At 66.4% G+C, this 26,740-nt stretch carries 24 protein-coding genes; 16 read left to right on the top strand and 8 right to left on the bottom strand.

What is annotated here, in order from left to right:
• Positions 1–107 precede the first annotated feature (107 nt).
• The 6 genes from ACIGCK_RS01935 to ACIGCK_RS01910 all read left to right on the top strand — a co-directional run bounded on the left by ACIGCK_RS01935 (position 108) and on the right by ACIGCK_RS01910 (position 5,173).
• A complete protein-coding gene (locus ACIGCK_RS01935) occupies positions 108–767 on the top strand; it encodes a GntR family transcriptional regulator (RefSeq protein ID WP_396663377.1) in 660 nt (219 codons plus the stop codon).
• Between the two features lie 118 nt (positions 768–885).
• Positions 886–2,172 carry a cytosine permease gene (locus tag ACIGCK_RS01930; protein WP_396663376.1) on the top strand — a complete coding sequence of 429 codons (1,287 nt, stop codon included), beginning with the start codon at positions 886–888 and terminating at the stop codon, positions 2,170–2,172.
• Between the two features lie 30 nt (positions 2,173–2,202).
• Positions 2,203–3,687 carry an amidase gene (locus tag ACIGCK_RS01925; RefSeq protein ID WP_396663374.1) on the top strand — a complete coding sequence of 495 codons (1,485 nt, stop codon included), beginning with the start codon at positions 2,203–2,205 and terminating at the stop codon, positions 3,685–3,687.
• A complete protein-coding gene (locus ACIGCK_RS01920) occupies positions 3,680–4,456 on the top strand; it encodes a LamB/YcsF family protein (protein ID WP_396663373.1) in 777 nt (258 codons plus the stop codon). The genes ACIGCK_RS01925 and ACIGCK_RS01920 overlap by 8 nt, the downstream gene beginning before the upstream one ends.
• A 40-nt stretch (positions 4,457–4,496) precedes the next feature.
• Positions 4,497–4,742, top strand: a complete 246-nt coding sequence (locus ACIGCK_RS01915) for a hypothetical protein (protein ID WP_396663371.1) — start codon at positions 4,497–4,499, stop codon at positions 4,740–4,742.
• A complete protein-coding gene (locus ACIGCK_RS01910; RefSeq protein ID WP_396663369.1) occupies positions 4,739–5,173 on the top strand; it encodes a type II toxin-antitoxin system VapC family toxin in 435 nt (144 codons plus the stop codon). The genes ACIGCK_RS01915 and ACIGCK_RS01910 overlap by 4 nt, the downstream gene beginning before the upstream one ends.
• A 65-nt stretch (positions 5,174–5,238) precedes the next feature.
• On the opposite strand, the gene ACIGCK_RS01905 is transcribed toward ACIGCK_RS01910, so the two are convergent.
• Positions 5,239–5,562, bottom strand: a complete 324-nt coding sequence (locus tag ACIGCK_RS01905; protein ID WP_396663367.1) for a putative quinol monooxygenase — start codon at positions 5,560–5,562, stop codon at positions 5,239–5,241.
• 237 nt (positions 5,563–5,799) lie between these two features.
• On the opposite strand from ACIGCK_RS01905, the gene ACIGCK_RS01900 reads away from it, so the two are divergent.
• Entirely contained in the window at positions 5,800–7,347 is a 1,548-nt protein-coding gene (locus ACIGCK_RS01900; protein WP_396663365.1) for a sugar transferase, read from the top strand.
• A gap of 160 nt (positions 7,348–7,507) precedes the next feature.
• Here ACIGCK_RS01900 and ACIGCK_RS01895 read toward each other — a convergent pair whose 3' ends face one another.
• The 7 genes from ACIGCK_RS01895 to ACIGCK_RS01865 all read right to left on the bottom strand — a co-directional run bounded on the left by ACIGCK_RS01895 (position 7,508) and on the right by ACIGCK_RS01865 (position 15,040).
• Positions 7,508–8,698 carry a hypothetical protein gene (locus ACIGCK_RS01895; protein WP_396663364.1) on the bottom strand — a complete coding sequence of 397 codons (1,191 nt, stop codon included), beginning with the start codon at positions 8,696–8,698 and terminating at the stop codon, positions 7,508–7,510.
• 534 nt (positions 8,699–9,232) lie between these two features.
• A complete protein-coding gene (locus tag ACIGCK_RS01890) occupies positions 9,233–10,012 on the bottom strand; it encodes a hypothetical protein (protein WP_396663362.1) in 780 nt (259 codons plus the stop codon).
• A 476-nt stretch (positions 10,013–10,488) separates the two neighbouring features.
• On the bottom strand, positions 10,489–11,478 hold the full coding sequence (locus tag ACIGCK_RS01885; RefSeq protein WP_396663981.1) for a beta-1,6-N-acetylglucosaminyltransferase: 990 nt from the start codon (positions 11,476–11,478) through the stop codon (positions 10,489–10,491).
• Positions 11,411–12,505, bottom strand: a complete 1,095-nt coding sequence (locus tag ACIGCK_RS01880; protein ID WP_396663360.1) for a glycosyltransferase — start codon at positions 12,503–12,505, stop codon at positions 11,411–11,413. The genes ACIGCK_RS01885 and ACIGCK_RS01880 overlap by 68 nt, the downstream gene beginning before the upstream one ends.
• Entirely contained in the window at positions 12,502–13,641 is a 1,140-nt protein-coding gene (locus ACIGCK_RS01875; protein WP_396663358.1) for a glycosyltransferase, read from the bottom strand. The genes ACIGCK_RS01880 and ACIGCK_RS01875 overlap by 4 nt, the downstream gene beginning before the upstream one ends.
• Positions 13,632–14,474 carry a glycosyltransferase family 2 protein gene (locus ACIGCK_RS01870; protein WP_396663356.1) on the bottom strand — a complete coding sequence of 281 codons (843 nt, stop codon included), beginning with the start codon at positions 14,472–14,474 and terminating at the stop codon, positions 13,632–13,634. Before ACIGCK_RS01870 ends, ACIGCK_RS01875 begins: the two co-directional genes overlap by 10 nt.
• Positions 14,471–15,040, bottom strand: coding sequence for an acetyltransferase (locus tag ACIGCK_RS01865; RefSeq protein WP_396663354.1), 570 nt, complete (start codon positions 15,038–15,040; stop codon positions 14,471–14,473). Before ACIGCK_RS01865 ends, ACIGCK_RS01870 begins: the two co-directional genes overlap by 4 nt.
• 55 nt (positions 15,041–15,095) lie before the next feature.
• On the opposite strand from ACIGCK_RS01865, the gene ACIGCK_RS01860 reads away from it, so the two are divergent.
• From ACIGCK_RS01860 to ACIGCK_RS01820, 9 genes are all read left to right on the top strand, one after another.
• On the top strand, positions 15,096–16,397 hold the full coding sequence (locus ACIGCK_RS01860) for a glycosyltransferase (RefSeq protein WP_396663352.1): 1,302 nt from the start codon (positions 15,096–15,098) through the stop codon (positions 16,395–16,397).
• Entirely contained in the window at positions 16,394–17,425 is a 1,032-nt protein-coding gene (gene gmd, locus ACIGCK_RS01855; protein WP_396663350.1) for a GDP-mannose 4,6-dehydratase, read from the top strand. The genes ACIGCK_RS01860 and gmd overlap by 4 nt, the downstream gene beginning before the upstream one ends.
• On the top strand, positions 17,425–18,405 hold the full coding sequence (locus ACIGCK_RS01850; RefSeq protein WP_396663979.1) for a GDP-L-fucose synthase family protein: 981 nt from the start codon (positions 17,425–17,427) through the stop codon (positions 18,403–18,405). Before gmd ends, ACIGCK_RS01850 begins: the two co-directional genes overlap by 1 nt.
• 199 nt (positions 18,406–18,604) lie before the next feature.
• Positions 18,605–20,032, top strand: coding sequence for a GH1 family beta-glucosidase (locus ACIGCK_RS01845; protein WP_396663349.1), 1,428 nt, complete (start codon positions 18,605–18,607; stop codon positions 20,030–20,032).
• A 55-nt stretch (positions 20,033–20,087) separates the two neighbouring features.
• Positions 20,088–21,626 (top strand): ABC transporter substrate-binding protein, encoded by a 1,539-nt coding sequence (locus tag ACIGCK_RS01840; protein ID WP_396663348.1) that lies wholly within the window; start codon positions 20,088–20,090, stop codon positions 21,624–21,626.
• Positions 21,627–21,654: 28 nt separating this feature from the next.
• Complete coding sequence (locus ACIGCK_RS01835) at positions 21,655–22,596, top strand: ABC transporter permease (RefSeq protein ID WP_396663347.1); 942 nt, start codon at positions 21,655–21,657, stop codon at positions 22,594–22,596.
• Entirely contained in the window at positions 22,593–25,208 is a 2,616-nt protein-coding gene (locus tag ACIGCK_RS01830; RefSeq protein WP_396663346.1) for a dipeptide ABC transporter ATP-binding protein, read from the top strand. Before ACIGCK_RS01835 ends, ACIGCK_RS01830 begins: the two co-directional genes overlap by 4 nt.
• Complete coding sequence (locus tag ACIGCK_RS01825; RefSeq protein WP_396663344.1) at positions 25,205–26,050, top strand: nuclear transport factor 2 family protein; 846 nt, start codon at positions 25,205–25,207, stop codon at positions 26,048–26,050. Before ACIGCK_RS01830 ends, ACIGCK_RS01825 begins: the two co-directional genes overlap by 4 nt.
• Positions 26,034–26,732: a TetR/AcrR family transcriptional regulator gene (locus ACIGCK_RS01820; protein ID WP_396663343.1), complete on the top strand. Its 699-nt coding sequence runs from the start codon at positions 26,034–26,036 to the stop codon at positions 26,730–26,732. The genes ACIGCK_RS01825 and ACIGCK_RS01820 overlap by 17 nt, the downstream gene beginning before the upstream one ends.
• The last annotated feature ends 8 nt before the right edge of the window (positions 26,733–26,740 follow it).

The following is a 26,740-nucleotide window of genomic DNA, read 5'->3' as shown; positions in this document are numbered from 1 at the left end:
CTCCGAGACCCCGCCACCCCACCCCGTAACACGACCGTAACGACCGCGACCTGCGCGCGTCGCACGTCCGCGACAAGATACTTGTGATCACAAATCACGGAGGTCACATGGACGCGCAGCCGATCAAGGTCGCAACGGTCAACGACGAGGTCTACACCCGTCTGCACCAGGCGATCACGAGCGGTGCGCTCATGCCGGGGATGAAGCTGACGATCCGATCGATCGCCGATTCGTTCCAGGTCAGCACGATGCCGGTGCGCGATGCGCTGCGCCGACTCGAGGCCAGCGGCCTCGTCGTGTTCGGCCGCCGGAGCGTGACCGTCACCCTGCTCTCGCCTGACGAGGTCGAGCAGGTCTTCCAGATCCGGCTGCGGCTGGAGCAGCTCGCGGCCGAGTGGGCGATCTCCCGGATCGGACCGCACGATCTCGACGATCTCGAGCAGATCCTCGCCCAGATGGACGAGCCCGCCCTGTCGGCCGAGCAGTGGCGGGTGCTCAACCAGCGGTTCCACCTGCGCTTCTACGAGAGGGCCGAAAGCGACCACCTGCTGAGGCTCATCCGCGACGTGTGGAGCAAGGTCGAGCCCTACATGGCGATCTATGCCTCACGGGTCGACGACTTCGCCGAGGCGCAGCAGCAGCACCGATTCATGCTCGATCTCATCCGGCGAGGCGACCTCTCGGGGCTCCTCGTCGCAACCGCGCACCACCTGGATTACACGGCGAGGACCGTCGTCTCCGCCCTGGAGGATCCACCCGTCTCCTGAACCACCGACGTGCCGGCGCGGCGTACCCGGCACGTGCTCCACCGCTGCGCCCGCATCCGCGGGTGAGCGCATCCACCCCTTCGCAGGTTCCGCCTGCCCACCGGAGGTTTACGTCACCATGTCTCAGACGCTCGAAAAGGAAGTCTTCCAAGACGAGTACGAGTCCACCCCCGTCCCCGCAGACAAGCGCAAGTCGCTGCTGTCGGTGTCGTCGGTGTGGGCCGGATTCCCCATGATCATCACGGGCGCGATGACCGGCGCGACCCTCGTGCACGGCCTCGGCTTCGGCGGGGGCCTGGTCGCGATGCTGATCGGCAACGCGCTGCTGTTCGTCTACGTCGGGCTGCTCTCGGGCCTCGGCGCCAAGACCGGCTTCAACTTCTCGCTCCAGGCCTCCCGCACGTTCGGCCGCACGGGCTACATCGTCTGCTCCGCCCTCCTCTCCACGCTCGTCATCGGCTGGTTCGCCGTGCAGACCGGTCTCGTCGGCGCGAGCATGGAGAGCGCGTTCGGCCTCAACGCGGCGGTCGTCGCGCTGATCGCGGGCGTTCTCTTCACGCTGTTCACCCTGCTCGGCATCCGCGCCCTCGCCATCATCGGCGCGATCTCGGTGCCGCTGTTCCTCGTGCTCGGCATCTATGCCGCGGCGCAGGCCACCTCCGGCGGGGTGGATGTCTGGAGCTACGAGGGCGACGGCGCGACCTCGCTCGCGCTGGGCGTCGGAGTGACCCTGGTCTTCGCCCTGTTCGCCGACTCGGGCACCATGACGGCCGACTTCACCCGCTGGGCGAAGACCCCGCGCCAGGCGTGGATCGCGACATCCACCGCGTTCCCCGTCGGCAACCTCTTCGCGATGGTCATCGGCGGCATCATCGCCGCCGCCACCGCGGGCACCGGCGACCTCTTCGGCATCATCGCCGGCCAGGGCGGCATCTTCCCGATCATCGCGATCGCCTTCCTCGTCATCAACCTCGGCTCGGTGTGCACGCACTGCCTCTACAACGGCGCCGTGGGCTGGTCGACGATCGTCGGCGGCAAGATGCGCGTGCTCACCGTCATCCTCGGCGCCGTCGGCGTCATCGCCGCGGCCCTGGGCGTGTGGGGCTTCTTCATCGACTGGCTCAACCTGCTGGGCGTCATCGTGCCGCCCATCGGCGCGATCATCATCGTCGACCAGCTCGTGGTGCGTCGCGGCGTGACGACGGATGCCGTGGCCGCCTTCCGCTGGCAGCCCTTCGCGGCGTGGGCCATCGGCTCGGGCGCGGCGCTCGTGGTGAACATCGCAGCTCCCTCCTGGTCGACCGTCGTCGTGGGCATCGCGGTGTCGGCGATCGCGTACCTGGCGCTCAGCATGCTGACGCGCTCGTCGTCCGAGGCCCCGGCCCCCACCCGCGCCGCGGTCTGACCCAGATCCACTCCCGAAAGGACTCCGCAGATGCCCGAGAACCACGACGTCGAAGAGCTCACCATCGCTCGATTCCACGAGGGGGTGCGCGAGGGACGGATGAGCTCCCGCGAACTCACCCGGTGGTATCTCGACCGCATCGCGGCACACAACGTCGACGGGGCCGCGATCAACGCCGTGGTCACGGTCAACCCGTCGGCGCTCGCCGAGGCGGAGGCGCGGGACGCCGCGTTCTCCGCCTCGGGGCAGCTCACCGGCCCGCTGCACGGCGTGCCGGTGCTGGTGAAGGATCAGGCGGAGACCGCCGGCATCCCCACCGCGTTCGGCTCCGCGGCGTTCGCCGACTACGTCCCCGAGGCCGATGCGCGCGTGATCGAGCTGCTGCGCGAGGCCGGCGCGGTGATCCTCGCCAAGACGGCGATGTGCGACTTCGCGGCCGGCTGGTTCTCGTCGTCGTCGCGCACGGGGCACACGCTCAACGCCTACGACGCGTCGCGCGACTCGGGCGGCTCGAGCGCGGGCACCGGCGCGGGAGTCTCGGTCGACTTCGGCCTGGTCGGGGTGGGCGAAGACACCGGCGGGTCCATCCGCATCCCCGCGTCGTTCAACAACATCTACGGCCTGCGGGTCACCACCGGGCTGATCAGCCGCACGGGCTTCTCCCCCCTCGTGCACTTCCAGGACACCCCGGGCCCGATGGCCCGCACGGTCGACGACCTCGCGACCCTGCTCGAGGTGATGGTCGGTTACGACCCCGCCGACGAGTACACGGCGGTGGCGGCCACGGAGTCGGCGGTCGGCGGGTACGCGGCGGCCGTCGCCGACGCCCCGCCCCTGTCGCGGTGGCGCGTCGGCGTGCTGGAGACGGCGTTCGGCGCCGGGGAGGAGGCGCAGGAGGTCAACGCCGTGGTGCGCGAGGCGATCGCCGCCATCGCGGCCGCCGGCTCGACGATCGTCGAGGGCCTCGAGATCGACGGGCTGCCGCAGTGGATCTCCGACACCTCCGTCTACGTGCGTCAGTCGCGCAGCGACCTCAACCGCTTCCTCGGGTCGCGCAAGGGGCCCGTTTCCTCCTTCGACGAGCTCACCGAGTCCGGGCGGTTCGAGGCGCTCAACGACCTCATCCCCGCGATCGCCGAGGGGCCCGCAGACATCGAGGGCGACGCCGAGGTCACTCGGCTGCGCCTCAACCAGGAGCACTTCCGGCGGCTGCTGCGCACGCTGTTCGCGGGGGCGGATGCCGACGTCATCGTCTACCCGACGGTGCAGGTCCCGGCACCCACGCACGAGGGGCTCCGTGCGGGCGAGTACACGGCGCTGACGTTCCCGACCAACACGGTCATCGCCTCGCAGGCGGGCTTCCCCGCCATCTCCATCCCGGTCGGGTTCACCCCGGGCGGGCTGGCGGTCGGGCTCGAGGTGCTGGGAACGCCCTTCGCCGAGGCGCGCCTGCTGCAGTTCGCGGCCGCGCTGGCTCCCCTGGTCGACGCGCGTCGGGCGCCGGTCCTTGACTGACGCGACGTCGCTGCAGCCGCCGGCCGCGTCCGAGCGGCCGGCGCTGCGGCGGATGGACATCAACGCCGACCTCGGCGAGAGCTTCGGCGTCTACCGCTACGGCAACGACGACGAGCTGATGCCGCTCATCACGTCCGCCAACATCGCGTGCGGCTTCCACGCCGGCGACCCGGCGAGCATGCGGCGGGCGGTGCAGAGCGCGGTCGAACACGGGGTCGCGATCGGCGCACACGTGGGGCTTCCCGACCGGCTCGGGTTCGGGCGCCGCGAGATGGCCATCAGCGCGGCCGACGCCTACGAGTACAGCCTGTACCAGCTGGCCGCGCTCGACGGGTTCGTGCGGGCGGCGGGCGCGCGCATGCGGCACGTGAAGCCGCACGGCGCGCTGTACATGATGGCGGCCGAGCGACCCGACCTCGCGGCGGCGATCAGTGCCGCCGTGCGCGACTTCGACCCCTCGCTCGCGCTCTACGCGCTGCCGGGGTCTCACTCCTATCTCGCCGCCGCGGATGCCGGCCTCACCGTGCGGCGGGAGTTCTTCGCCGACCGGCCCTACGAGGGCGCCGACGTGGTGATGTTCGGGTGGACGTACGAGCAGCTGGGCGGCGTGCAGGGGGCGGCAGCGCGGGTGTCCCGGATGCTGTCCGACCCCGCGTTCGACGCGGTCGAGACGGTGTGCGTGCACAGCGACACCGCGGATGCCCCGGCACTCGCCCGCGCGGTCAGGGACGCGCTGCGCGACGGCGGGGTGGCCCTGGAGACGGCTTGACCCGGGCCCGCTGCAAACATGCACATGCTAATGTATGCACATGAAGACGGAGCGGCTGCAGGTGCTCGTCGATAAGGGCCAGCGCGAGAGGCTCGAGCGGGCGGCGGCGGAACGGGGCGTTTCTGTGGCGTCTCTCGTGCGCACAGCGATCGACGTCGTCTACCCGCCGCGCGCGACCTCCCGCGCCGCGGCCGCCGAGGCCCTGCTCGCGGCAGATCCGACTCCGGCCCCCAGCGTCGCCGAACTTCTCTCCGAACTGGACGATGTGCGCGGGCGTCGCGCGTGATCCTGCTCGACACGACGGTGCTGCTCTACGCCGTCGGCACCGATCATCCCCTCCGCGATCCGTGCCGCTCGATCATCGCGGCGGTGGGCGACGGGCGCGTGGCCGCCACCAGCACGGTCGAGGTGCTGCAAGAGTTCGCCCACGTCCGCGCGCGTCGCCGGGGGCGACAGGATGCCGCAGAGCTCACCGCCCACTACGCCACACTCCTGGCGCCGCTTGTCTCGATCGACGCAGCAGACCTCGCCGACGGCCTGCGACTCTTCCGCACGCACGAGCGTCTGGGCGCCTTCGATGCCGTGCTGGCCGCCGCGGCGATGCGACGCGAACACGTGACGGCTCTGGCCTCGGCTGACCGCGCGTTCGCCGGCGTCGACGGCCTCGACCACCTCGACCCGGGCTCCCCCGAGGCAATGGCCGCGCGGGGTATCTGAGGGCCCCGGGCGGCTCATCACGCGCGAAAGGCGCGGCTAGTCACGGGCGAGCCCGCCGGATAGGCCTACAGCTGACCCTTGTCGGCGTGGCCGAGAGGGATGGGCGAGTACCACGCGACGTCGATGGGCTCGCGCAGATGACCCTCGATGGCCTGCTTCAGGTCGGCGACCGCCTCGCCCTCGCTGTGGATGTCGAGGTCGGCGACGCGCGTCCACTTCTCGAGCATGAGGATGTCGTCATCGGATGCCGCGACGATCGCATAGAGCTCGCAGCCCGGCTCCTCGTGCACCCGCGGGATCGCGGTCCGCAGAGCTTCCATCACCTGCTCGCGGTGCCCGGGGAGCGGACGGAAGGCAGCGGTCACGACGACGGGTTCGTTCTTGTCCATGACCATGACCGTAGCGTGTGCGGTTCGTCCGGTCGCCCGCACCCAACATCACCCCCCACACCCCCGAACCACCCCGGGATTTACAGAGGCGTCATATACCACTGATACGGTGATGGGAGCCCCTCGTCCCGAAGAGGGGCCCCACCCTCGCACGCGGAAGTCCCCAGCCACGTGAATCCCCAGAACATCGGAACGACACCGGAGCCCATCGCGGCACCGCGAACCGACGTACCTGCCGTGGCCCTTCCGCCCGATGCGACACCGCACACCGACGCCGCGCCCGCCGTCGCGCAGTACCAGCGCTCCTTCTCCCCCGCGTTCACCGGGGGCGCCGCCTCCGCGCGTCCAGCCCACGACGACTGGCGCAGCCGCTACGCCCGCCGCGTCGCAGTCACCGACTTCATCGTCATCGTGTGGGTCGTCTTCGGCACGCAGATTGCGTGGCTCGGTCTCGAGGCCAACGTCGTCACCCGTGAGGGATCGCCCATCCCGGCGATCGACTACTGGATCTTCTCCACCCTGCTCGTCGTGCTCTGGATGGGCGCCCTGATGCTCAACGACACCCGCAGCTACCGCGTCATCGGCAGCGGATCGCAGGAGTACAAGCGCATCTTCGACGCCAGTTTCGTGCTGTTCGGCTGCATCGCCATCATCGCCTTCCTTGCGCAGATCGATGTGGCGCGCGGGTTCCTGCTCGTCTCCCTGCCCATGGGCGTCCTCTTCCTTCTCCTCTCCCGATGGATGTGGCGCCAGTGGCTCATGGTCAAGCGCGCCCAGGGCGAGTACTCGGCGAAGGTGCTGCTCGTCGGGTCTGAGGCGTCGGTCGCCCAGGTGGCGCGCGAACTCAAGCGCGCGTGGGGCGCCGGCTACCAGGTGGTGGGATGCTGCGTGCCCACCGGCCGCGTCGCCGACACGATCGAGGGAACCGACATCCCGATCATGGGCAACGTGAACGCGATCGACCAAGCCCTGCAGGCCACGCAGGCCGACACAGTCGTCGTGACGAGCACCGACGACCTGCCGCCCGACAAGGTGAAGCACATCTCGTGGAGCCTCGAGCAGGGCCAGCAGCACCTCGTGCTCGCGCCCAGCATCGCCGACATCGCGGGCCCCCGCATCCACACGCGGCCGGTCGCGGGTCTGCCGCTCATCCACGTCGAGACCCCGCGCTTCAGCCGCGGGCAGCGCGTCGCAAAGCGCGCGACCGACCTCGTGCTCAGCGCCCTCGGCATCATCGTGCTGAGCCCGTTGCTGCTCGTGCTGGCGCTCATCGTGAGGCTCTCGAGCCCGGGCCCCGTGCTCTTCATGCAGACGCGGGTCGGCTACGCGGGCAAGACCTTCCGCATGCTCAAGTTCCGCTCCATGGTGCAGAACGCCGAGGCGTTGCTGCCCGCCCTTCAGGCGAAGCAGGATGCCGGCAACGAGATCCTCTTCAAGATGGTCAATGACCCGCGGGCCACGCGGGTGGGCCGCTTCATGCGCAAATACAGCCTCGACGAGTTGCCCCAGCTGTTCAATGTGTTCGCGGGCTCGATGTCGCTCGTGGGGCCGCGCCCCCCGCTTCCGTCAGAAGTCGAGCGGTACGCGGACCACGTCCACCGTCGTTTCCTCGTGAAGCCGGGAGTGACAGGGCTCTGGCAGGTGAGCGGTCGGTCGACGCTCTCATGGGAGGAGTCCGTAAGGCTGGATCTCTCGTACGTCGAGAACTGGAACATGCTCGGCGACGTACTCATTCTCGTCAAGACGGCAAGGGCGGCCGGCGCACCTGGCCCCACCGCTCGCTGAGGCGATCTTTCACCGGCGAGGACACTCGAGGCGATTCAGAGGATCGAAGGCCGCGCGCTGTTTTCTCGGGAAGTTCCTGCACGAAAAAGTGACACCGACGCCTTTGCCCTTAGTCTCAGTCTGCAACCGCGCGAACGATTACGCGGTCAGGAGCCAAGACCTAAACACCACCAGCGAAACCACGCCGCATCAGTTGGCGGCTATCAGGCCTAACTGACCGCAGCCGCGCCAACGGAGAGCTTGTATCGCGGCGACTGTGCCATGCAGCGATGACCAACATCGCGCCCCAGTATGTCGCTCGCTCCGTCGCGCCCGGCTGGAGAACACCGAATGCCAGAGCGGCAACGACACCGAGAAGCCCTAGCGCTCGATCTACGCCGCGCGCACAGCTGATCATCAATACAACTACGGCCCCGATGAAAAGAAAGTAACTTAGCGCGCCTACAAGTCCGAATTTGGACAACAGGTGAACATACATGGAGGTGCCAATTGCCTCATCGAACCCAGCGCCGAACCACACGTTCTGAGCGAATCGATGCATACCTTCAGCGTTATATGCGTCCCTGCCGGCGTCACTCAGTAGGCCGAGCTGCCCACCCAAACGGGTGGTCGATTGCAAGTAAGGAAGGAGCCAGGCAATGACACCCACTAGTGACAAGATACCGATAGGGACCACTAGCGCCGCCCAGCGCGTAGCTGCCATAGCGATGACCAGCGATATGAAGAGCACCGTGAGCCCGATCCCCAAACCTGCACGAGAGTCGGCGGCAATAAGCCCGTTGACGTACAGCGCGAGCACCGCTGTCCACACCAAACGCTCAGATCCTCGCGAATGGCGGAAGAGCAACATGCAGGCAAACGGGATGGCAACAACTGTGGAGAAAGCGAGAGAGTTAGGGTGAAACGCTAACCCAACGGCCCTTTGCGAGATGTCGATATCACTTGCCAAACCCGACGCCGGCAAGAACCCCGCGCTAGTTAGGGGGATCGCCAACGCGTTGGCGGCGGCCCCAAGAACCCAGAACTTGAGTGTCAACACAGCTTCTGCGTAGTGGAGCGACAGCGAAAGAAGCGCAACGACCGTGAGGCCTAGGAAGGTTCTCCCCAAGTCGATGACCCCTACTTCGGCTGGCGCGCTCCCGAAAATGATATGAACCACAAGCACCGCCGCGGCACCCGCAATGGGCACAAACATCCAGGGCCGTACATTAAGTTCCCGACGAAACGGGCCGAGCACACCGAGCAACAGTGCCAGCACGGCGAAGGCGTCGGATACCTTCAACGGGCCAAGCGCGATCCCCGTCCATGAACTGGTGAATGCCGCAAGCGCAACCAACGCCACGAACGCCATACGTGTCCTCGACGCACTAGAAGCTCGACTCGAAGTGGTTCTCATCCGGCTCCAACCTCCGGAAGGTCTCGGATACGTCTTGCGGGCACTCCCGCGTAAAGGCCGTTGCGCTCCGTGGGCCGATTAACGACGGCGCCAGCGGCGATGATGCATCCCGGCGCGATACTCACGCCCAGGACGGAGGCACCGCTACCCAGCCAGACTCCCTCCCCTACCTCAATCTCCCGAGCCACCCCTGCTCCCCCTCGTCGTTCCGGACCGCCGATAAGGTGGCTCGAAGTAATGAGGCGGACGTGATCCCCCACCCGCGCCCCCGCCCCGATTCGAATCGGCGCGGCCACATCGAAGTAGCAGTTGACGTTTATGAAGACGTCAGTTCCGATTGTCACAGAAGCGGCGCCCGTCAGACGTAGCCCCTCGTAGATGAGCGTTGTTGGCGGTATACGTACTCCCCCCAGCCGTAAGACGTGCGGGCGAAGCCTGTGCGGCAAGAGCGCCAACCCAGCCAGGATCACAGCGAGGTCACGCCGATAGTTACGCTTCATGGTTGCCTTCGGTCGCGCCAGACAAGAGTTGCTTTGCTCCCCGGATCAGAGTCGAGATCAGCACGAAGAATGCCACAGCTTCTGCTGCCAAGACACCGAGTGCGGCGCCATCCACCCCCCATAGCACCGCACCGACATAAACACCGACCATAGCTACCGCAGCCCCCGCGACAGCGGATGCAGCGACTGCGCCTACACGTCCGATTGCCACTAGGCACGCTCGACTCGATACGGATGAGAGCAGTGTGATCGCGACGGAAGCGCCAAGAAAAACCGCGGCAGCAGGAGGCACCGCGATTTGGCTGTCCGACAGCAGCAAGGAAGCCGGTCGAGCGAGCCCCGCGAACGCTACCCATGCAACGACCCCGCACATGATGGACGCGAAGAGCGCAACCCTCATCCGGCGAACCAACTCGAGGGGACTGGAGGCAGCCGGCACGTACCCCTGGGCGATCTGAGTGACCGGGACCAGCGACAGTTGTGCGATGCGATAGAGCCGGTCACACATGGCGAAGACCGTCACGACGTTGGGAATCACCGCCGCGGCAATGAGCAGCGGAGAGTTCTGATAAGCGGTCGTCACAGCGGAGGAGACTAGACCGTAGAAGCCGGTGCGATAAGTCTCAACAACGTCCTGAACGCGGATCCGGTGTCGTGGACCCCGGTACCGCCGAAAGAGCGCATGATACGAAACGGCAATCCCTGCGACTTGCCCCGCCAGTTGCAGCAACACAAACAACAACAAGTTTGAGGAGAGAACCAGGGTCAAGACCCCACCAACGGTGCCCAGTATGCGAGGGCATAGGTCAAGTCGGTTAAGGTCCGCGGGCCGTCCTTCACCGACAAAAATCCAGGCTGCGGAGAGCCCCTGCACAATCGGAACCGAGCATGCAATGGCCAGCGTTGTCAACGTCGTTCCGCGCGGTGCGATGACTGCGACAACTGCGATCGCAAGTGCTAGGGCGGGGATGAATAGCGCCAAGCGCGACCATAGGGACAGCGCTATCAATCGTCCCCGGTCATCGGCCTTGAGAGCCGCCACTCGTGCGGCACCGACAACCGGCCATCCATAAGACACTGCAGTTCCCGCGACGGCACCCACCGCTTGCGCGACCGCCAAGCTCGCCCACGCCTCCGCGCCAGCGAAGGCGATGACAACCGGAAGACTTACAAGCCCCACCGCAGCAGTGACCGCGATCGGCAGCAGGTAGCCAGACGCTTTCGCTATTGGCATCCGGGGCAGCTTCACGGTGGCGGGCCTTCCCCGGTCTGTCCTCGCGCCATCTGCGCTAAGGGCGGCATGAGGATCGGCGTGGCCGCGAGATCGGCTTTCCTCCCGAAAAAGCGTCCCGACGCGCGCAAACCAGCGATATCCGACAATTCGATGAACTTAGTCAGAGACGGGTGGATGAAGTGCAAGTTCGAAAAGTCCGCGGTGCGTCGATCGCCCTTCGCCTCAGGTCTAGGTGTAGCGGTGTCTTCGCCCCACTCGGTGCTGTGAAGGAGCGTGTGGAAGAAGATCTCGTCAGGCCCCATCGCGTACTTCAGCACATCGCGAGCTCGGGACACCAGCAATTCGCGACTCAGGATGTCCTCAATACAGGCAGCGGTTAGCGCTGTCCAATTACTGCCGGCCACTACAGTAAGGTCGTCGAACTCCTCGGTACGCCGCTCACCACCGACCACCTGAACCAAACGCCGCGCGGCGGCGTTAATGTGCCGCATCGGGGGCCTCAAGCGGGCGTCGAACTGATCAAAGGCCCACTTCCTCAGCACTCGCTGCTCATTCCGAGCTAGCCCATCGAACAGTCTTCCTGCTCGGCAGTGCTGACCCCACGGACTCGTCCGGAGGTGATGCTCGAGTTCGCTCGGCGGTCTTAGAAGAACGCATTGCCCAGATAAGAGCACGACGTGCTCCGCTGGGTCGTCAATCATGGTCAGCGCCTGCTCATATACGCGGAGAGTAGCTTCGACCTGAGAAAACCCTGCCCAACGAACCGCGACCCGGTCCTGGACATACCGCATGCGCGGCGATTGCGCGCGGTACCCCGTCAGAGAGCTACGAGAATCAACATGCACAACGATCTTCGAATCACCAAGTAGTCCCGTTGTGAAGTTAAACGTCGTGGGATCGCCATGCGCGAGCAAACCGAATACAGTCACTCGCTCAACCCAAGACCTTCTCAACGATTCCCGCCATCGCGCCCGCGACCGAGGAGATGGTCGGGATGTCATCACGCAGATGACGTTGCCCCGCGCCAACAGTACGCAGAGCCTGCAAGGCCTCGGCGGCGAACAAGCGCGGGTCATTGGGCAGATACCGCAGCTCGTGCGTTTGCAGAAACTCCACCTCGGGCGCATGGTATGCGAAGTCGGTTGTGAAAATGGGCAGCCCCACGGCGAGACTGTCGATGGCGACCAGGCCGACGCGCCCAGGTATCCACATCGCTAGAGCGAGACGCGCGAGCTCTGCGAGGTCATCGCCGCGCGCCTCCGGGATATGAACGATGGCTCGAGTTCGCTTGCTGGCAGCGACCACCTCATCTGCGAGCACGCCTTTGCCGACGACGATCAGCCGAAAACCTGGATCTGCTTCGTGCGCTCGCTCTGCCGCCTCGATCAAGAAGCGGATTCGTTTCGACTCATCCAGGCCGCCTACGTACAGCGCCACTCGATCGGCCGCAATACTGTTTCGGAGTGAATCGACACGATGCAACGGCACCGACACGAACGCGCGTCGAAGAGCCTCGCTGTCGGTACTGTTTCCCACAGCCGTAACCCTCGACGGGTCAAGAGCAGCCCGCTCGATCAAGTAATTTCTTCCGCCGGGAGCATAGGTCATCACATGTTGCGCTCGCCTCGCGAGCGCCCACTCAAGTCGTTCACCGACCGGAGAGGGGTCGTTAACATACGATTTGCCGTGGCCCCAGAGAATCACCCTCGAGGCTGTCGTGGTGGCCAGCCATCCGTAGAGATTCAACGCTTCAAGTTCAGTGACAACTACCTGAGGACGCCTCGCTACATGCACCTTGCGGACTGATATGCGACGGTTGCCTATACGAATTGACTTGACCGAAAGATCGGCCTGCCACGGCAGAACTCTCGCGTCGTCACGTAGCGCCTGGTCGCCGTCGGGAACACCTGCAGCCACCACGAAATCCACACCATTAGTCGCAAGCCGCTCGCGTAGTTCCTCGAAAAGCGGTACGCGATACGCGGCCACATAGGGCTGTGTCAGCAGCACCAAAGGCCGAGCGCTCATTGTCTCTTCCCGGTTTGGTGTAGGTCGACAACTCTTTGGTAAAATGAGAGCGTTGAAGCGGCGGCCGCCCTCCACGAGAAATGCTGCTGAGCGTATTCGCGGCCAGATTGTGCGAGTTCGGCGTCGTGGATGACGTCGACGATCGCCTGCGAAATAGCCACGGGGTCCTGGGGTACAAGACGAAGCGCGCTAGCTGCGCCGGGCAGGGAAGCAATTCCTACATGGGGGCTGACGATCGTGGGAACGCCAGCTGCCATGGCCTCAGCCGCGGCCATTCCAAAGCTTTCGTCATCGCTGGGAAGGACGAGGGCCGAAACACGCGTAAACAGCTGGCGCCGAGTCTCCTTGTCAACAGTGCCGAGGAATTTCACTCGATCCGCGATACCACTTCGTCGAGCAAACTCAACCGGATCTGGAGACATAGATCCATCCGGACTCCCGGCCACGATCAGTTCGATCGTGGTCTGACTCAACGGCTCTACCGCCATAGCCGCTAGTACGAGATCAAGCCGTTTTACCTTAGACAACCTCCCCAAGAACAGCACCGCGGTCCGCTCGCCCAGAACCGATGATGCCCGCTCGACATGGAGAAGATTATCCTCTACTCCTGGCGGAATTGTCGCCGCGACGCGACCAGAGAAGACTGAAGCTCCGTCCGCAGCTTCCTTCGCGGAGGCATAAATCACGCCGCCGACAGAACGCCAGTTCTTACGATCAGCGAGAGCGTAGGCGGACTTTCGGAATCGATGGCGGCGCCATGAATAGGCATCAAGCGCGCCGTGCGGCTGCAACACGTAGGGCACTCCATAATGGCGACATATCCGCATCGCTGCACTTCCCGGAAAGCTCTGTAGCCCGTGGACGTGAACAACGTCAGAACCCGGGACCATCTCCCGCAGCCGCTTTGGAAGCGAGGGGGAAAAGGTGAAACTAGGATGGCCGCGAGCTGGCTCGACGATCACCCAGGATTCGCGCGACAAATCATGGTCGTGACGCTGCATCCCCTTATCGGTCGACAACAGGGAAACGTCCACATCCATCTCACGGAGACTCGGCATCAACCCCCGGATCAATTCCGACGGCCCGCCATCGGCGCGCGCGATACTGGGACTAACGTGAAGAACCTTCAATTGCACCTCAACTTTTCTCTTCGTAGTTCCCGCACCTTTAGCTGGATCTGCCAATAGTAGAAGGAAAGCGCAATGGCGTAATCGAGACCCGCCCGGCCGTCCAGAAGACCTAAGCGGGCAACGTAGGTGTACAGAAAGAAAACAACAGGCTTGAAGGGCACTCGATCGAACAGTTTGCCTTGACGACTCTTGAGGCCGCGCACCGATGCACGCGTGGATGGTCGATCACGAAGGTAGGCTTCCCAATCGGAATATCGGTTGTGGCGCGCGAACCAGCTCGACACCGGATCTGGGTCGTTGTGCAATAGTCGTCCACGCAGGGTGGCGGAATCCCCGCGAGCTTGTGGCTGGTAGTGACCCTCGAGCTCGCCCATACCCGGGGCGGCCAGATCGTCTACCACTGGGAAAGTCACCGATTCCCGTCGCACTAGGCATCGTTTGGTCACGCGATGGCCGAAGCGAAGCCGCCGGCCCGAGAACACGTAGTCGAGTTCAATGTCAAAGGCTGCAATCCCATCTAATGGAGTCGCGAATACCTTCTTCAAATCAGCGACGAGTTGCGGGGTCGGACTCTCGTCGGCGTCCAAGAAGAAAAGCCACGAATGGGCAGTAGAAACGCTTTCTATTGCCCATTGCTTCTTCTTTGGATAGCTGCCATTCCAACTGAATGTAACCACTCTCGCCCCGCATGACTTCGCAATTTCAGCGGTCCGATCAGTGCTATTCGAATCGACGACGATGACCTCGTCAAAGTCTCGCAACGACTGCAAGCACCCCTCGATGGCATCTTCTTCGTTTTTGGTCTGCACCAAGACCGAGATCGGTAGCTTGTTGATCATCGCAATTCCCTCCTGAACCGTTCACCAGCGAAGCGCACTGGGTTCCCACCCCATACCTCCGCGCCAGGAACGGCATCGCCCGCGAGCAGCGACAGGGGTTGGATCACGGCTGACGCTCCGACGCGAGTGCCCCCCAGAACAACGCACCGTGACGTTATCCACGCCCCACGCTCTATGTGAATCGGTCGGGTGATCAGCGCCATATCCACCCGGTGCCGGTGGCTCCCCGTCGTCAAGAAGGTCTCCTGAGAGATCACGACGTCATGCCCCACGTAGATGTGGTCCTGGTTGTGGAACCACACGCCCTCGCCGATCCACGAGCGGTCGCCGATGTGCAGCTTCCAGGGGAACTTCACTCGGGTGCGCGGCCGGAAGACGACGCCCTGGCCAATTTTCGCGCCGAACGCGCGCAGCACACGCACGCGGATGCCCGAGCTGATCTGCCACGGATTCGTGACGAACAGCAGTTCGCAGATACCCCACAGATAGACGACCCACGCCGGCCTGTCCCACGCTGCGCGCTCCCCAGGCGCCTTCGATAGATCGATCACTGGGATGTCCGCCACACGCTGCCTCCCCCGTTTACGCGCCCGAAACCACTACCACGATAGTGTCACTGATATGCCGCGACCTTCCCCACGCGTCACGGTCCTCGGACTCAACTACCCTCCGGAGCACACCGGGATATCCCCCTACACCGGTGCCATGGCTCGCGGGCTGGTTCGTCGTGGCCACCCGACGCGCGTCGTCACGACGCACCCCCATTATCCGAACTGGCGGGTCACGCCAGGTTACGGACAGTGGTCACGCAGGGAACATCTCGACGGAGTGCACGTGCACCGCGTGAAGCACTACGTGCCCGACCGCCCCGTGGGCATGCGGCGCCTGCTGTCTGAGGTCTCATACGGCGCGCGCCTGCAGACGACTCGCTGGCACTCGCCCGATGCCATCGTTGCGGTCTCTCCCGCCCTCATCTCATCGACCCTTGCCGCCGTGCGCGCCAAGACACTCAACCGCAGCACACCGCTCGTGGTATGGGTGCAAGACCTCTACAGCCTCGGCCTCTCCGAGACCGGCCAGGGTGGCGGGGCCGTGCTGCGCGTCATGCGAACGCTGGAGGGATGGTTGCTGCGCAAAGCCGACCGGGTCGTCGTCATCCACGACCGCTTCGCCACGCGCGTTCACGAAGACTTCGGCGTGCCCCGCGAGCGCATCGAGGTGGTGCGCAACTGGACGCACCTGCCAACCGCGCCCGCGATCGACGTGGCGGCCGCTCGTCGCGAGCTCGGCTGGGGCGACGAGACGGTCGTCCTCCATGCCGGAAACATGGGCGTGAAGCAGGGGCTCGACAACGTCGTGTCGGCGGCCGAACTCGCCGCGTCCCGAGGGGACAAGGTCCGGTTCGTGCTGTTGGGCGGCGGTTCGGATCGCGAGCGTCTCGAGCGGCTGGGTCGCGGCATCCCCACGCTGCAGTTTCTCGACGCCCTCGACGACGCCGGCTTCGCCGCCGCTCTCGGTTCGGCCGACGTGCTGCTCGTCAACGAGAAGGCCGGAGTGTCGGAGATGGCCGTGCCCAGCAAGCTCACGTCGTACTTCTCGACCGGGCGCCCCGTGCTCGCCGCCACCGACCCCACCGGCATCACGGCCGACGAAGTGCGGGCCGCGGATGCCGGGGTCGTCGTTGCGGCCGGCCACCCCGCGAAGCTTCTCGACGCCGCGCTCGCGCTCGGCGCCGACCCCGACCTCTGCGCCCAGCTCGGCGCCAACGGTCGCCGCTACCGAGAGACGGTGCTCGACGAAGAGGCCGCGATCGACCAGTTCAGCGCCATGATCATGCGCCTGTGCGGGCATGAGAGCGTTGACGAGTCGCCGCACGACCCCACCGAAGTCCCCACCTCGCACGAAGCACGGAGCACCGTTTGACGAAGCGCGCACTGATCACCGGAATCACGGGCCAGGACGGCTCGTACCTCACCGAGCTGCTGCTCGCCAAGGGCTACGAGGTGCACGGCATGATCCGCCGCGCCTCCACCTTCAACACCTCGCGCATCGACCACCTCTATGTCGACCCCCACGACCCCTCCGCGAAGCTCTTCCTGCACTACGGCGACCTCTCCGACGGAGCCCGCCTAGTCACGCTGATGGCCGAGATCAACCCCGACGAGGTCTACAACCTGGCCGCGCAGTCGCACGTGCGGGTCTCGTTCGACGAGCCCGAGCACACCGCCGACACCACCGGCACCGGCACCATCCGCCTGCTCGAGGCCGTGCGCCTCTCGGGCATCAAGACGAAGTTCTACCAGGCGTCGTCGTCGGAGCTGTATGGGGCCACTCCCCCGCCCCAGAACGAGGACACCCCGTTCTACCCCCGCTCGCCCTACGCGGCCGCAAAGCTCTACAGCTACTGGATCACCAAGAACTACCGCGAGGCGTACGACATGTTCGCCGTCAACGGCATCCTCTTCAATCACGAGTCGCCCCGCCGCGGCGAGACGTTCGTGACCCGCAAGATCACCCGCGCCGTGGCCCGCATCAAGGCCGGCGTGCAGAAGGACATCTACCTCGGCAACCTCGAGTCGATCCGCGACTGGGGCTACGCCGCCGAGTACGTCGAGGGCATGTGGCGCATGCTGCAGGTCGACACCCCCGACGACTACGTGCTCGCCACGGGCGTCGGCTACACGATCAAGGACTTCCTCGAGGCATCCTTCGGTCATGTGGGACTGGATTGGCAGGAGTTCGTGAAGTTCGACGAGCGTTACCTGCGGCCCACCGAGGTCGACGCGCTGATCGGCGACTCCACCCGCGCGCAGGAGAAGCTCGGCTGGACGCCGACGATCGACGGCGCGCAGCTGGCCCGCCTCATGGTCGACGCCGACGTGGAGGCGCTGGAGCACGAAGGCAAGCCCTGGTACGACAAGGTGAAGCTCGCGTCGTGGGGAACGCTCTGATGGTCGCCTCCGACGGCCTGCAGTTCACTCCCAGCGAACTCGACCGCGACGCGGTCTTCTACGTCGCGGGGCACCGCGGGCTGGTCGGTTCGGCGATCTGGCGCCGCCTCGAGGCCGCGGGCTTCTCCCGCCTCATCGGGCGCACGTCGTCGCAGCTCGACCTGAAAGACCGCGACGCCGTGTTCGAGTTCTTCGCGGCCGAACGCCCCCGGTACGTCGTGCTGGCGGCGGCGAAGGTGGGCGGCATCCTGGCCAACTCCACCTTTCCCGTCGACTTCCTCAGCGACAACATGCGCATCCAGGTCAACGTGCTGGATGCCGCACGGTCGGTCGACGTCGAGCGCGTGCTCTTCCTCGGCTCGTCGTGCATCTACCCGAAGTTCGCCGAGCAGCCCATCCGCGAGGACTCGCTGCTGACCGGGCACCTGGAGCCGACGAACGACGCGTACGCGATCGCGAAGATCGCCGGCATCCTGCACGTGCAGGCCGTGCGGCGTCAGTACGGGCTGCCGTGGATCTCGGCGATGCCGACCAACCTCTACGGACCGAACGACAACTTCTCCCCGCAGGGGTCGCACGTGCTGCCGGCGCTGATCCGCCGGTACGACGAAGCGGCTCGCTCTGGGGCTCCGGTCGTCACGAACTGGGGCACGGGAACGCCGCGGCGCGAGTTCTTGCACGCCGACGACATGGCCGACGCCTGCCTGCACCTGCTGGAGCACTACGACGGGCCGGAGCAGGTGAACGTGGGCACCGGTTCGGACGTGACGATCGCGGAGATCGCCTCTGTTGTCGCGTCGGTGGTCGGTTTTGATGGTGCGACCGAGTGGGATACCTCGAAGCCCGACGGGACACCCCAGAAGCTGCTCGACGTGTCGAAGCTGACCGAGGCCGGGTGGCGATCCTCGATCTCCCTCGAGGAGGGGCTGCGGCGCACCGTGGAGTGGTACCGCGAGCACGTGGGGGAACTGCGCGGTTAGCATTCCCGGCCGACCGGTCGGCGGGGGCGGGGCGCCCCGGTTCGGGGCGATCACTGGCAGGCGTAGGCCGGGCCGGACGCGGGTGTTTGTCGAGCACCCGCGTCGTCCGCGACCACGCCGGCGGATTCAGTTGACAGGTAAACGATCTCCCGCTTTACTTACCTAGCACTAGCTAAGTAAGTATGACGATGGAGTCCTCGTGGAGCAGCCCCCTACCCCTCTGCCCTTTCCCGCCGACTTTGCGTGGGGCGTCTCCACAGCGGCATATCAGATCGAGGGCGCAGCCGCCGAAGATGGCCGCGGGCCGAGCATCTGGGACACGTTCAGTCACACGCCGGGCCGCGTACGCCACGGCGACACGGGTGACGTCGCGACCGACCACTACCACCGGCTCGACGAGGACCTCGACCTGCTCGCCGACCTCGGTGCGCAGGTGTACCGCTTCTCCTTCTCATGGTCGCGCGTGCTGCCGACCGGCCGCGGTGACGTCAACGAGAAGGGTCTCGAGTTCTATGACCGCCTGATCGACGGGCTGCTCACGCGCGGCATCCGCCCGATCCCCACGCTCTACCACTGGGACCTGCCCCAGGCGCTCGAGGAGGAGGGCGGGTGGGAGAGCCGGTCGACCGTGGACGCCTTCGCCGAATACGCGACGCTCATGGGCGCCCGCTACGGCGACCGCGTGTCGATGTGGACGACCATCAACGAACCCTGGGTGCTGACGTACCTGGGCTACGCGATCGGCGCGCACGCACCTGGCAAGAGTGACACCACAGCCGCGGCGCGCGTGCACCACAACATCCTGCTCGCCCACGCCGCGGGCGCCGCCGCACTGCGCGCCACGGTGACGGACGCGTCGATCGGCATCGCCCTGAACATGAGCGAGATCTACCCGGCGTTGGACACCCCGGCCTCCACGGAGGCCGCCGGTATCGCGTTCGACCAGCTCGTCACCTCGTACCTTTCGCCGCTGACCGGGGGCGCCTACCCCACCAACCTCATGGGCTACAGCGCGCTATGGGCGGAGGGAGCCGGCATCGTCGCCCCCGGCGACCTCGCCGCCATTGCGGCCGAGCGACCAGACTGGCTTTCGATCAACGAGTACCACCCGCGATACGTCGTCGCCCCCGAGGACCTCTCCACGGCACGACTCGAAGGGTGGGTCGGCGAACCCGGCACCCCGTTCACTATCGGCCAGCCGTTCATCGACGTGACTCGAGGGTCCGCCCCGAAGACAGTCATGGGGTGGATCATCGAACCGCATGGGTTGCGCGACATCCTCGTGCGCATCTCACGACAGCATCCGGATCTGCCGCTCTACATCAGCGAGAACGGGTACGCCGGAGCCGACTTCCTCGACCAGAGCGGCGCCGCGAAAGACCCCGAGCGCATCGAGTACCTGCGCGGGCACATCGCCGCGGCGGGGCAGGCGATCGCGGATGGCGTCGACTTGCGCGGCTACTTCCTCTGGAGCTTCCTCGACAACTTCGAATGGGCCGAGGGCTACCTGCCCCGGTTCGGCATCGTCTACGTCGACTACCCCACAGGCCTCCGCACGCCGAAGTCCAGCTTCGATTGGTACCGCGGCGTCATCGCATCCAAAGCCGTAGGCAGAGGAGACAACTGAACACACGCAAGGCACCACCCCGCCCATAAGGGCTTTGCATCCAAAGGAGAATGTAATGCGCGGACGATTCAGCCGTTCCGTCGTAGCCGGCCTGGGAGGACTCGTCGTCCTCACCCTCGCCGTCAGCGGCTGCGGCACGGGAGGCAACACCGATTCCGGTGGCGACTCCGACAGCACACTGACGATGGCCCACGACGGCAACACCCAGATCAACTTCGATCCGGGCGTGGGCTCGATCACGGTCACCACCTACCTGGCACCGGTCTACGACACGCTGCTTCGGCGATTGAGCGATGGCAGCTTCGAGCCGAACCTTGCGACCGAGTGGAGCTACGCCAGCCCCACAGAGTTCTCGCTGACGCTCCGCGACGACGTGGAGTTCGCCGACGGCTCGGCGCTCGACGCCGACGCGGTGGTCGCCAACCTCGAGAACGTCAAGAACGGCACGGGTCCGCTCGCGTCCGACTTCGCGACGATCGAGAGCATCGAGGCCGAGGGCGACACGCGGGTGAACATCACCCTCAGCGCGCCGAACCCCTCGTTGCCCCTCACGCTCTCGGGAGTGTCGGGAATGATCGCCAACCCCTCAGCACTCGAGGCGGGCGACCTCGCGACCCAGCCCGACGGGTCGGGCCCCTACGACTACGTGGCCGACGAGTCGATCAGCAACGACACGTACGTGTACGAGAAGAAGGACGATTACTGGGCCGCCGACGACTACCCGTACGACCGGATCGTCGTCAAGGTGATCCCGGATGCCGCGGCCGCGGTGAACGCGTTGCAGTCGGGCCAGGTCGACATGGTCGAGCTCGGCACGGCGGGCGACATCGTGCGCGTCGAAGAGGCCGGGCTGGCCTTCACCGGCGCGTCGAACAATGTGTGGACGCTGCACCTGGTCGACCGTGACGGCGCCCTCGTGCCGGCGCTGGCCGACGTGCGCGTGCGGCAGGCGCTCAACCACGCCATCGACCGAGCGGCGATCGTGGAGTCGGTCAACCAGGGCCTGGGCTCGCCGACGACGCAGCTGGTCAAGCCGGGCATGGCCGGCTTCGACGAGAGCCTTAATGACCTCTACCCCTACGACCCCGACGTGGCACGCGAACTGCTCGCCGAGGCAGGGTACGCCGACGGCTTCACGATCGACGCGGTCAGCATCTCGCTCGCCGACACCCAGGTGCAGGCCCTCGTGGGTTACCTCGCCGAGGTGGGCGTCACGCTCAACGTCGTGAACGTTCCGCCGGACCAGTACATCCCCAGCATCCTGAGCGGCGAGTACCCGACGGTCTTCCTGCCCTACGGCATGGTCGACGCGTACTTCGACTTCGGGCAGCTCGTCACACCGACGGGTGGGTTCAACCCGCTCGGTTCGAGCGACGAGGAGATCAACGCGCTGTACGCCGAGGCGGGGGCCGCGACCAACGATGAGGAGCGCGCCGTGATCCTCGAACAGCTCAACGCCCGCGTGGTCGAGCTGGCCTGGTTCCTGCCGATGTTCAACGACGCCTACGGATACGGCCTGTCGGAGGACGTCACCGGGGTGGAGTGGACCACGTTCCGCCCGCCGATGTACTACAAGTGGGCCCCCGCGGAGTAAATCCGCGACGCATGAGGAACGGACGACGATGATCACGCTGATACTTCGACGGGCACTGATGGGCATACCGCTCGTACTCGTCGTCGCCACCGTTGCCTTCTTCCTCGTGCAGCTCACGCCTGGGTCCCCCGCCGCCGCGGTGCTGGGGACCCAGGCCACCCCCGAGGCGATCGCCCGGTTCGAGGAGGGGCTCGGGCTCGACCGACCCGTGCTCATGCAGTACGCCGAGTACATGGGCCAGCTGCTGACCCTCGATCTCGGGCAGTCGTGGCTGACGCGCGAGCCGGTCGGCGATATCCTCGCCTCCCGGCTGCCCGTCACCGTCACGCTCGCGGTCCTCTCAACCCTCGTTGCGATGCTTCTCGGCATCGCCATCGGCACCGCGGCGGCGGTGCGGGGTGGTGTTGTGGACCGTGTGCTGACCGCGGGCTCCGGCGTGGGTCTGGCGCTGCCGAACTTCTGGCTCGCATCCATCCTCGTGCTGTTCTTCAGCCTGACCCTCGGACTCGTGCCGGCGACCGGATATGTGCCGTTCGCCGCAGACCCGGCGCAGTGGGCGAACCATCTGATCCTGCCCGTCGCGACCCTCGCGGTCGCGATGATCGCCTCGTTCGCGAGGCAGACACGCACGAGCATGCTCGAACAGCTCAGCAGCGACTACGTGCGCACCCTCCGGGGCGTGGGCACCACTCCCATGAGCATCGTGTGGCGACACACGCTGCGAAACGCGGCGGCGCCCGTGCTCAACACCGCAGGGCTGCAGTTCGTCGGAGTGCTCGGCGGCGCGATCGTCATCGAGCAAGTCTTCGCCCTCCCGGGCCTGGGCCGCGCGATCGTGCAGTCCGCCTCGGCCCGAGACCTCCCGGTCCTGCTCGGCGCAGTCGTCGTCAGCGCGATCGTGGTTCTCATCGTCAACGTCCTCGTCGACATCGCCGTCGCCGCCCTGAACCCTCGGGTACGCCTCTCATGAGCACACATCTCGCCGACGGACAGACCGTCGATCTGCGCCCTATCCGCCGCCGCTCCGCGCTGCGCGAGTTCCTCCGGACGCCGTCCGCCCTGATCGCCCTGGGGTGGCTGCTGCTCGTCACGCTCACGAGCCTCGCCGCCATCTCACTCCCCCTCGTCGAGTGGGGCTGGATCCCCAACCCACTGTCACAGGATCTTGCCGACGCCGGCGCCCTGCCCTCGGCATCCCACTGGCTCGGCACCGACACCCTCGGCCGCGACGTGCTCTCCCGCCTGATATTCGCTGCAAGCGGCGCAATCACCGGTGTGCTGCTCTGCGTCGCCATCGCCACCGTCATCGGACTCAGCCTCGGCCTGGCGGCCGGGTATTACGGCGGCGCGGTGGACGCGGTCGCATCCACCGTCAGCGAGGTTCTGCAGACCCTGCCCGGCATCATCGTCATGCTGCTCGCGGTAGCAATCTTCGGCACCGACCTCGCGGTCGGCATGGCGACCCTCGGCATCCTGCTGAGCGCGGGCGTCTTCCGCATCGTGCGCTCGAGCACAGCGATCGTGTCGACGCAGCTGCACGTCGACGCCGCCCGCGTCTCGGGTATCCGCGATCTGCCGATCATCGCCCGGCACGTGCTGCCGAATGTGCTCCGCCCGACGATCGTGCAGGCATCGCTCACGGCGACCCTCGCCCTTCTGCTGCAGGCGGGTCTGAGCTTCCTCGGGCAGGGCCCGCCGCCGCCGGCGCCGCAGTGGGGCTCGATGGTGCGTGAGGCCTCCGAGGCCATCTACCGCTTCCCGTGGCTCATGGTTCCCACGGGCCTCGCGATCATTCTCACCGCTCTCGCGTTCAACGCCATCGGCGATGCACTCGTCGACACCACCTCGATCCGACCCCGCCGCCGCACCTCGCACCGTCGGGACGTGCCCGCCGGGCCTGCGAGTCCGGCCGATCGGGATCCGGTCGACGGCGCTGCCGTCGCCGTGGCGGATCTGACGATCGCCACCGACGAGGGACAACCTCTCGTGCATGGGGTGTCCTTCCGCGTCGACGACGGCCAGACCCTGGGGCTCGTGGGCGAATCCGGATCGGGCAAGACCCTCACCGCGCTCGCCGTCCTCGGACTGCTCCCCGACGGCGTGCGGGTCACCGGCGGCACAATCCGCGTGGGCGGACACGACGTGCGCGCGGCCTCCGCCGCGGGCCGCGCGGCGCTGCGCGGCACGACCATCGCCTACGTGTCGCAGGAACCCATGGTCGCGCTCGACCCCTCAAGCACGATTGAAGCGCTCCTGGTCGAACCCCTCCGCCGTCATCGACGAGTCGGACGGGCGGAAGCACGGCGCATCGCGGCCGAGTTGCTGTCGCAGGTCGGCATCCCCGACCCCAAGCCCGTCCTTCGGCGCTACCCGTTCCAGCTCTCCGGGGGCATGGCGCAGCGCGTCGCGATCGCGATCGCCCTCACCGGCCGGCCCCGGGTGCTCATCGCCGACGAGCCGACAACAGCCCTCGATGTGACTGTGCAGGCGGAGATCCTGGAGCTGCTGCGCGGCCTCACGACCGAACTCGGCATGGCCGTGCTCCTCGTGACGCACAACTTCGGCGTTGTCGCCGACCTCTGCGACTCCGTCGCGGTGATGCGCTCGGGTCGCGTCGTCGAACAGGGCGGCGTCCGCGATCTGTTCGCCGACCCGCAGGACGATTACACCCGCACGCTCCTTGCGGCGGTGCCGGATGCCTGGCCCGATCCCCCCGCGCGCACACGTCCGGCCGGGCCGCCGCTGCTGACGATCGAGGGCCTACGTGTCTCGTTCCGCCAGGGCGCGTTCCGAAAGCCATTCGAAGCGCTCCGGGGCGTCTCGCTCGACGTGCGGGCAGGAGAGACCGTGGGCCTTGTCGGTGAGTCCGGCTCGGGCAAGACGACAATCGGTCGCAGCATCCTCGGCCTCGCGCCGGTCTCGGGCGGTCGGGTCGTGTTCGACGGCGAGGACATCACCCATGCCACGGCTCGTCGCCGCCGGGAGTTGAGCACCGACATCCAGGTGGTCTTCCAAGACCCCTACAGTTCGCTCGACCCCCGCCTGACGATCGGGCAGATCCTTCAGGAGCCGCTGCAGGCGCACGGTGTGTACCGCGGCGCGGCCGCGCGCACGCGCATCGCCGAACTGCTCGACCGCGTGAAGCTCCCCTCCGATGCGATCGATCGCCGGCCCTCGGAGTTCAGCGGCGGGCAGCGCCAGCGGATCGCCATCGCCCGCGCCCTGGCGATGTCGCCGCGGCTCATCGTGTGCGACGAAGCCCTCTCCGCCCTGGATCTCTCGACGCAGGCCCGCGTGGTGGAGCTGCTGCGCGAGATCCAACGCGACACCGGCGTCGCGTACCTCTTCATCGGGCATGACCTCGCGGTCGTGCGCAACATCAGCGATCGCGTCGTGGTGCTCTATCGCGGGGAGGTCATGGAAGCGGGCGACCCCGAGTCCATCGGCACCTCGCCGCAGCATCCCTACACCCAGCGCCTTCTGCTGGCCGCTCCCGTCGCCGACCCCGTGAGCCAGAGCGAGCGCCGCGCGCTCTGGCTCGCTTCTCGAACCACCAACACCGAACCGAAAGGCTCAGCATGACCATCTCCATCACAGACCCGCAGACCGTCGCCGCAGCGCTCGTGGAGGGCCTGATCTCCCGCGATGTGGATGCCGTCCGCTCGCTGTTCGACGGCCCCGCGGATATCGACGACCCCGCGGCCGGGCGGCAGATCGACGGTGGGTTCGAGAAGCTTGTCCGCGAGTGGGCGCCCGCGACGATCACCGGCGTGACGTCATGGAAGGTGACGCACTCCACCACCGGCGCGAACGGGCGCTTCAACGGCACTGAGATCTCACTCGTCCTGAACAAGGACGGTGCAGAGAAGCCTCTCGACATCGTCGTGATCAGCGAGTTCAACGAGCGCGGCGGCCTCGTGCGCAACCGCCTCTACTACCGGCTCGCGCGGGTCACCGGCGAACAGCACGTGCGCACCCGCATCCTCGGTGAGGAGCCGATCAACCTCGAGCCGTTCAACCCCGTGCTCGCCGAGTACCAGAAGCAGCTGCGAGCCGGCGACCCCGACGGGCAGGCCGACACGTTCAGCCCCGACGGCATCTTCAACGGCCACGGCGAGTCGCAGGACCTGCGCGACGGGCTCGGCATGGGCGTGTACGTAGGACGCGAGAACATCCGGGCCGTGCTCAAGCAGATGTTCGAGGTTGGCGACGAAGAGGCGGGCTTCGAAAGCGACGATGACCAGCACGCGGGTGCGATCATCGAGAAGCTGAACGCGTTCACCGACGGCACGACGACGATCCTGGAGTTCAACATCATTCACGCCAACCACCCCGTCAACCGCACCTCCGCGGGCGTGGCCGCCTACGAGCTCGGCGCCGACGGCCTGATCAAGGAAGCGCGGGTCTATGACGAAGCCTGGTGATCGGGCACAACCGGCGAACGGGGCGGCGGACACCATCCGCCGCCCCGTCACCAACTCGCGCGGCCAGGTCACCCGGGATCAGATCCTCGACGTCGCGAAGGTTCACTTCGGCCGCGGCGGCTTCCGCGGAGTATCGACCGCCGCGATCGCCGCGGAGGCCGGAGTCACCGATCCCGGCCTCTTGCACCACTTCCGGTCCAAAGCCGGTCTCCTGATGGCGCTGCTCGAGAGCCGCTTCGGGCGCGATGACGAGATTCTGCTGGTCGACTCCAGCGAGCGCGGCACCGAGCTGCTCACGCGTCTGGGCGACCTCGTCGAGGAGAACGAGGGGCAGCGCGACGACGTCCGTCTCTTCTCGGTGCTGCTGGCGGAAAGCGTCGCGGAGGACCACCCGAGTCACGAGTACTTCTCTCAACGCTTCCGGCACGCGCGCGAGTTGCTGCACGACCATCTCGAGGCCGCACAGCGGCGAGGCGTCATCAAGCCGTCGGTCGACACGCGGGGGCTGGCGACCGCCCTCCTCGCACTCATGGATGGGCTGCAGTACCAGTGGCTCATCGACGAGAGCGTCGACATGGCGGGAAGCTTTCGCGCCGTGACGACCCTGCTGGGAGAGGCCATGGTGACGGATCCGTCCACCGAGGCGCAATCGTCGCAGGGCGATGTCGGAGGCCCCGCGTAGAGTTTCGA

This window comes from Microbacterium sp. NPDC078428, assembly GCF_044542535.1.
GTDB lineage: Bacteria > Actinomycetota > Actinomycetes > Actinomycetales > Microbacteriaceae > Microbacterium > Microbacterium limosum.
Note: the sequence above shows the minus strand (reverse complement) of the source record. Positions and strands in the feature narration are given on the sequence as shown.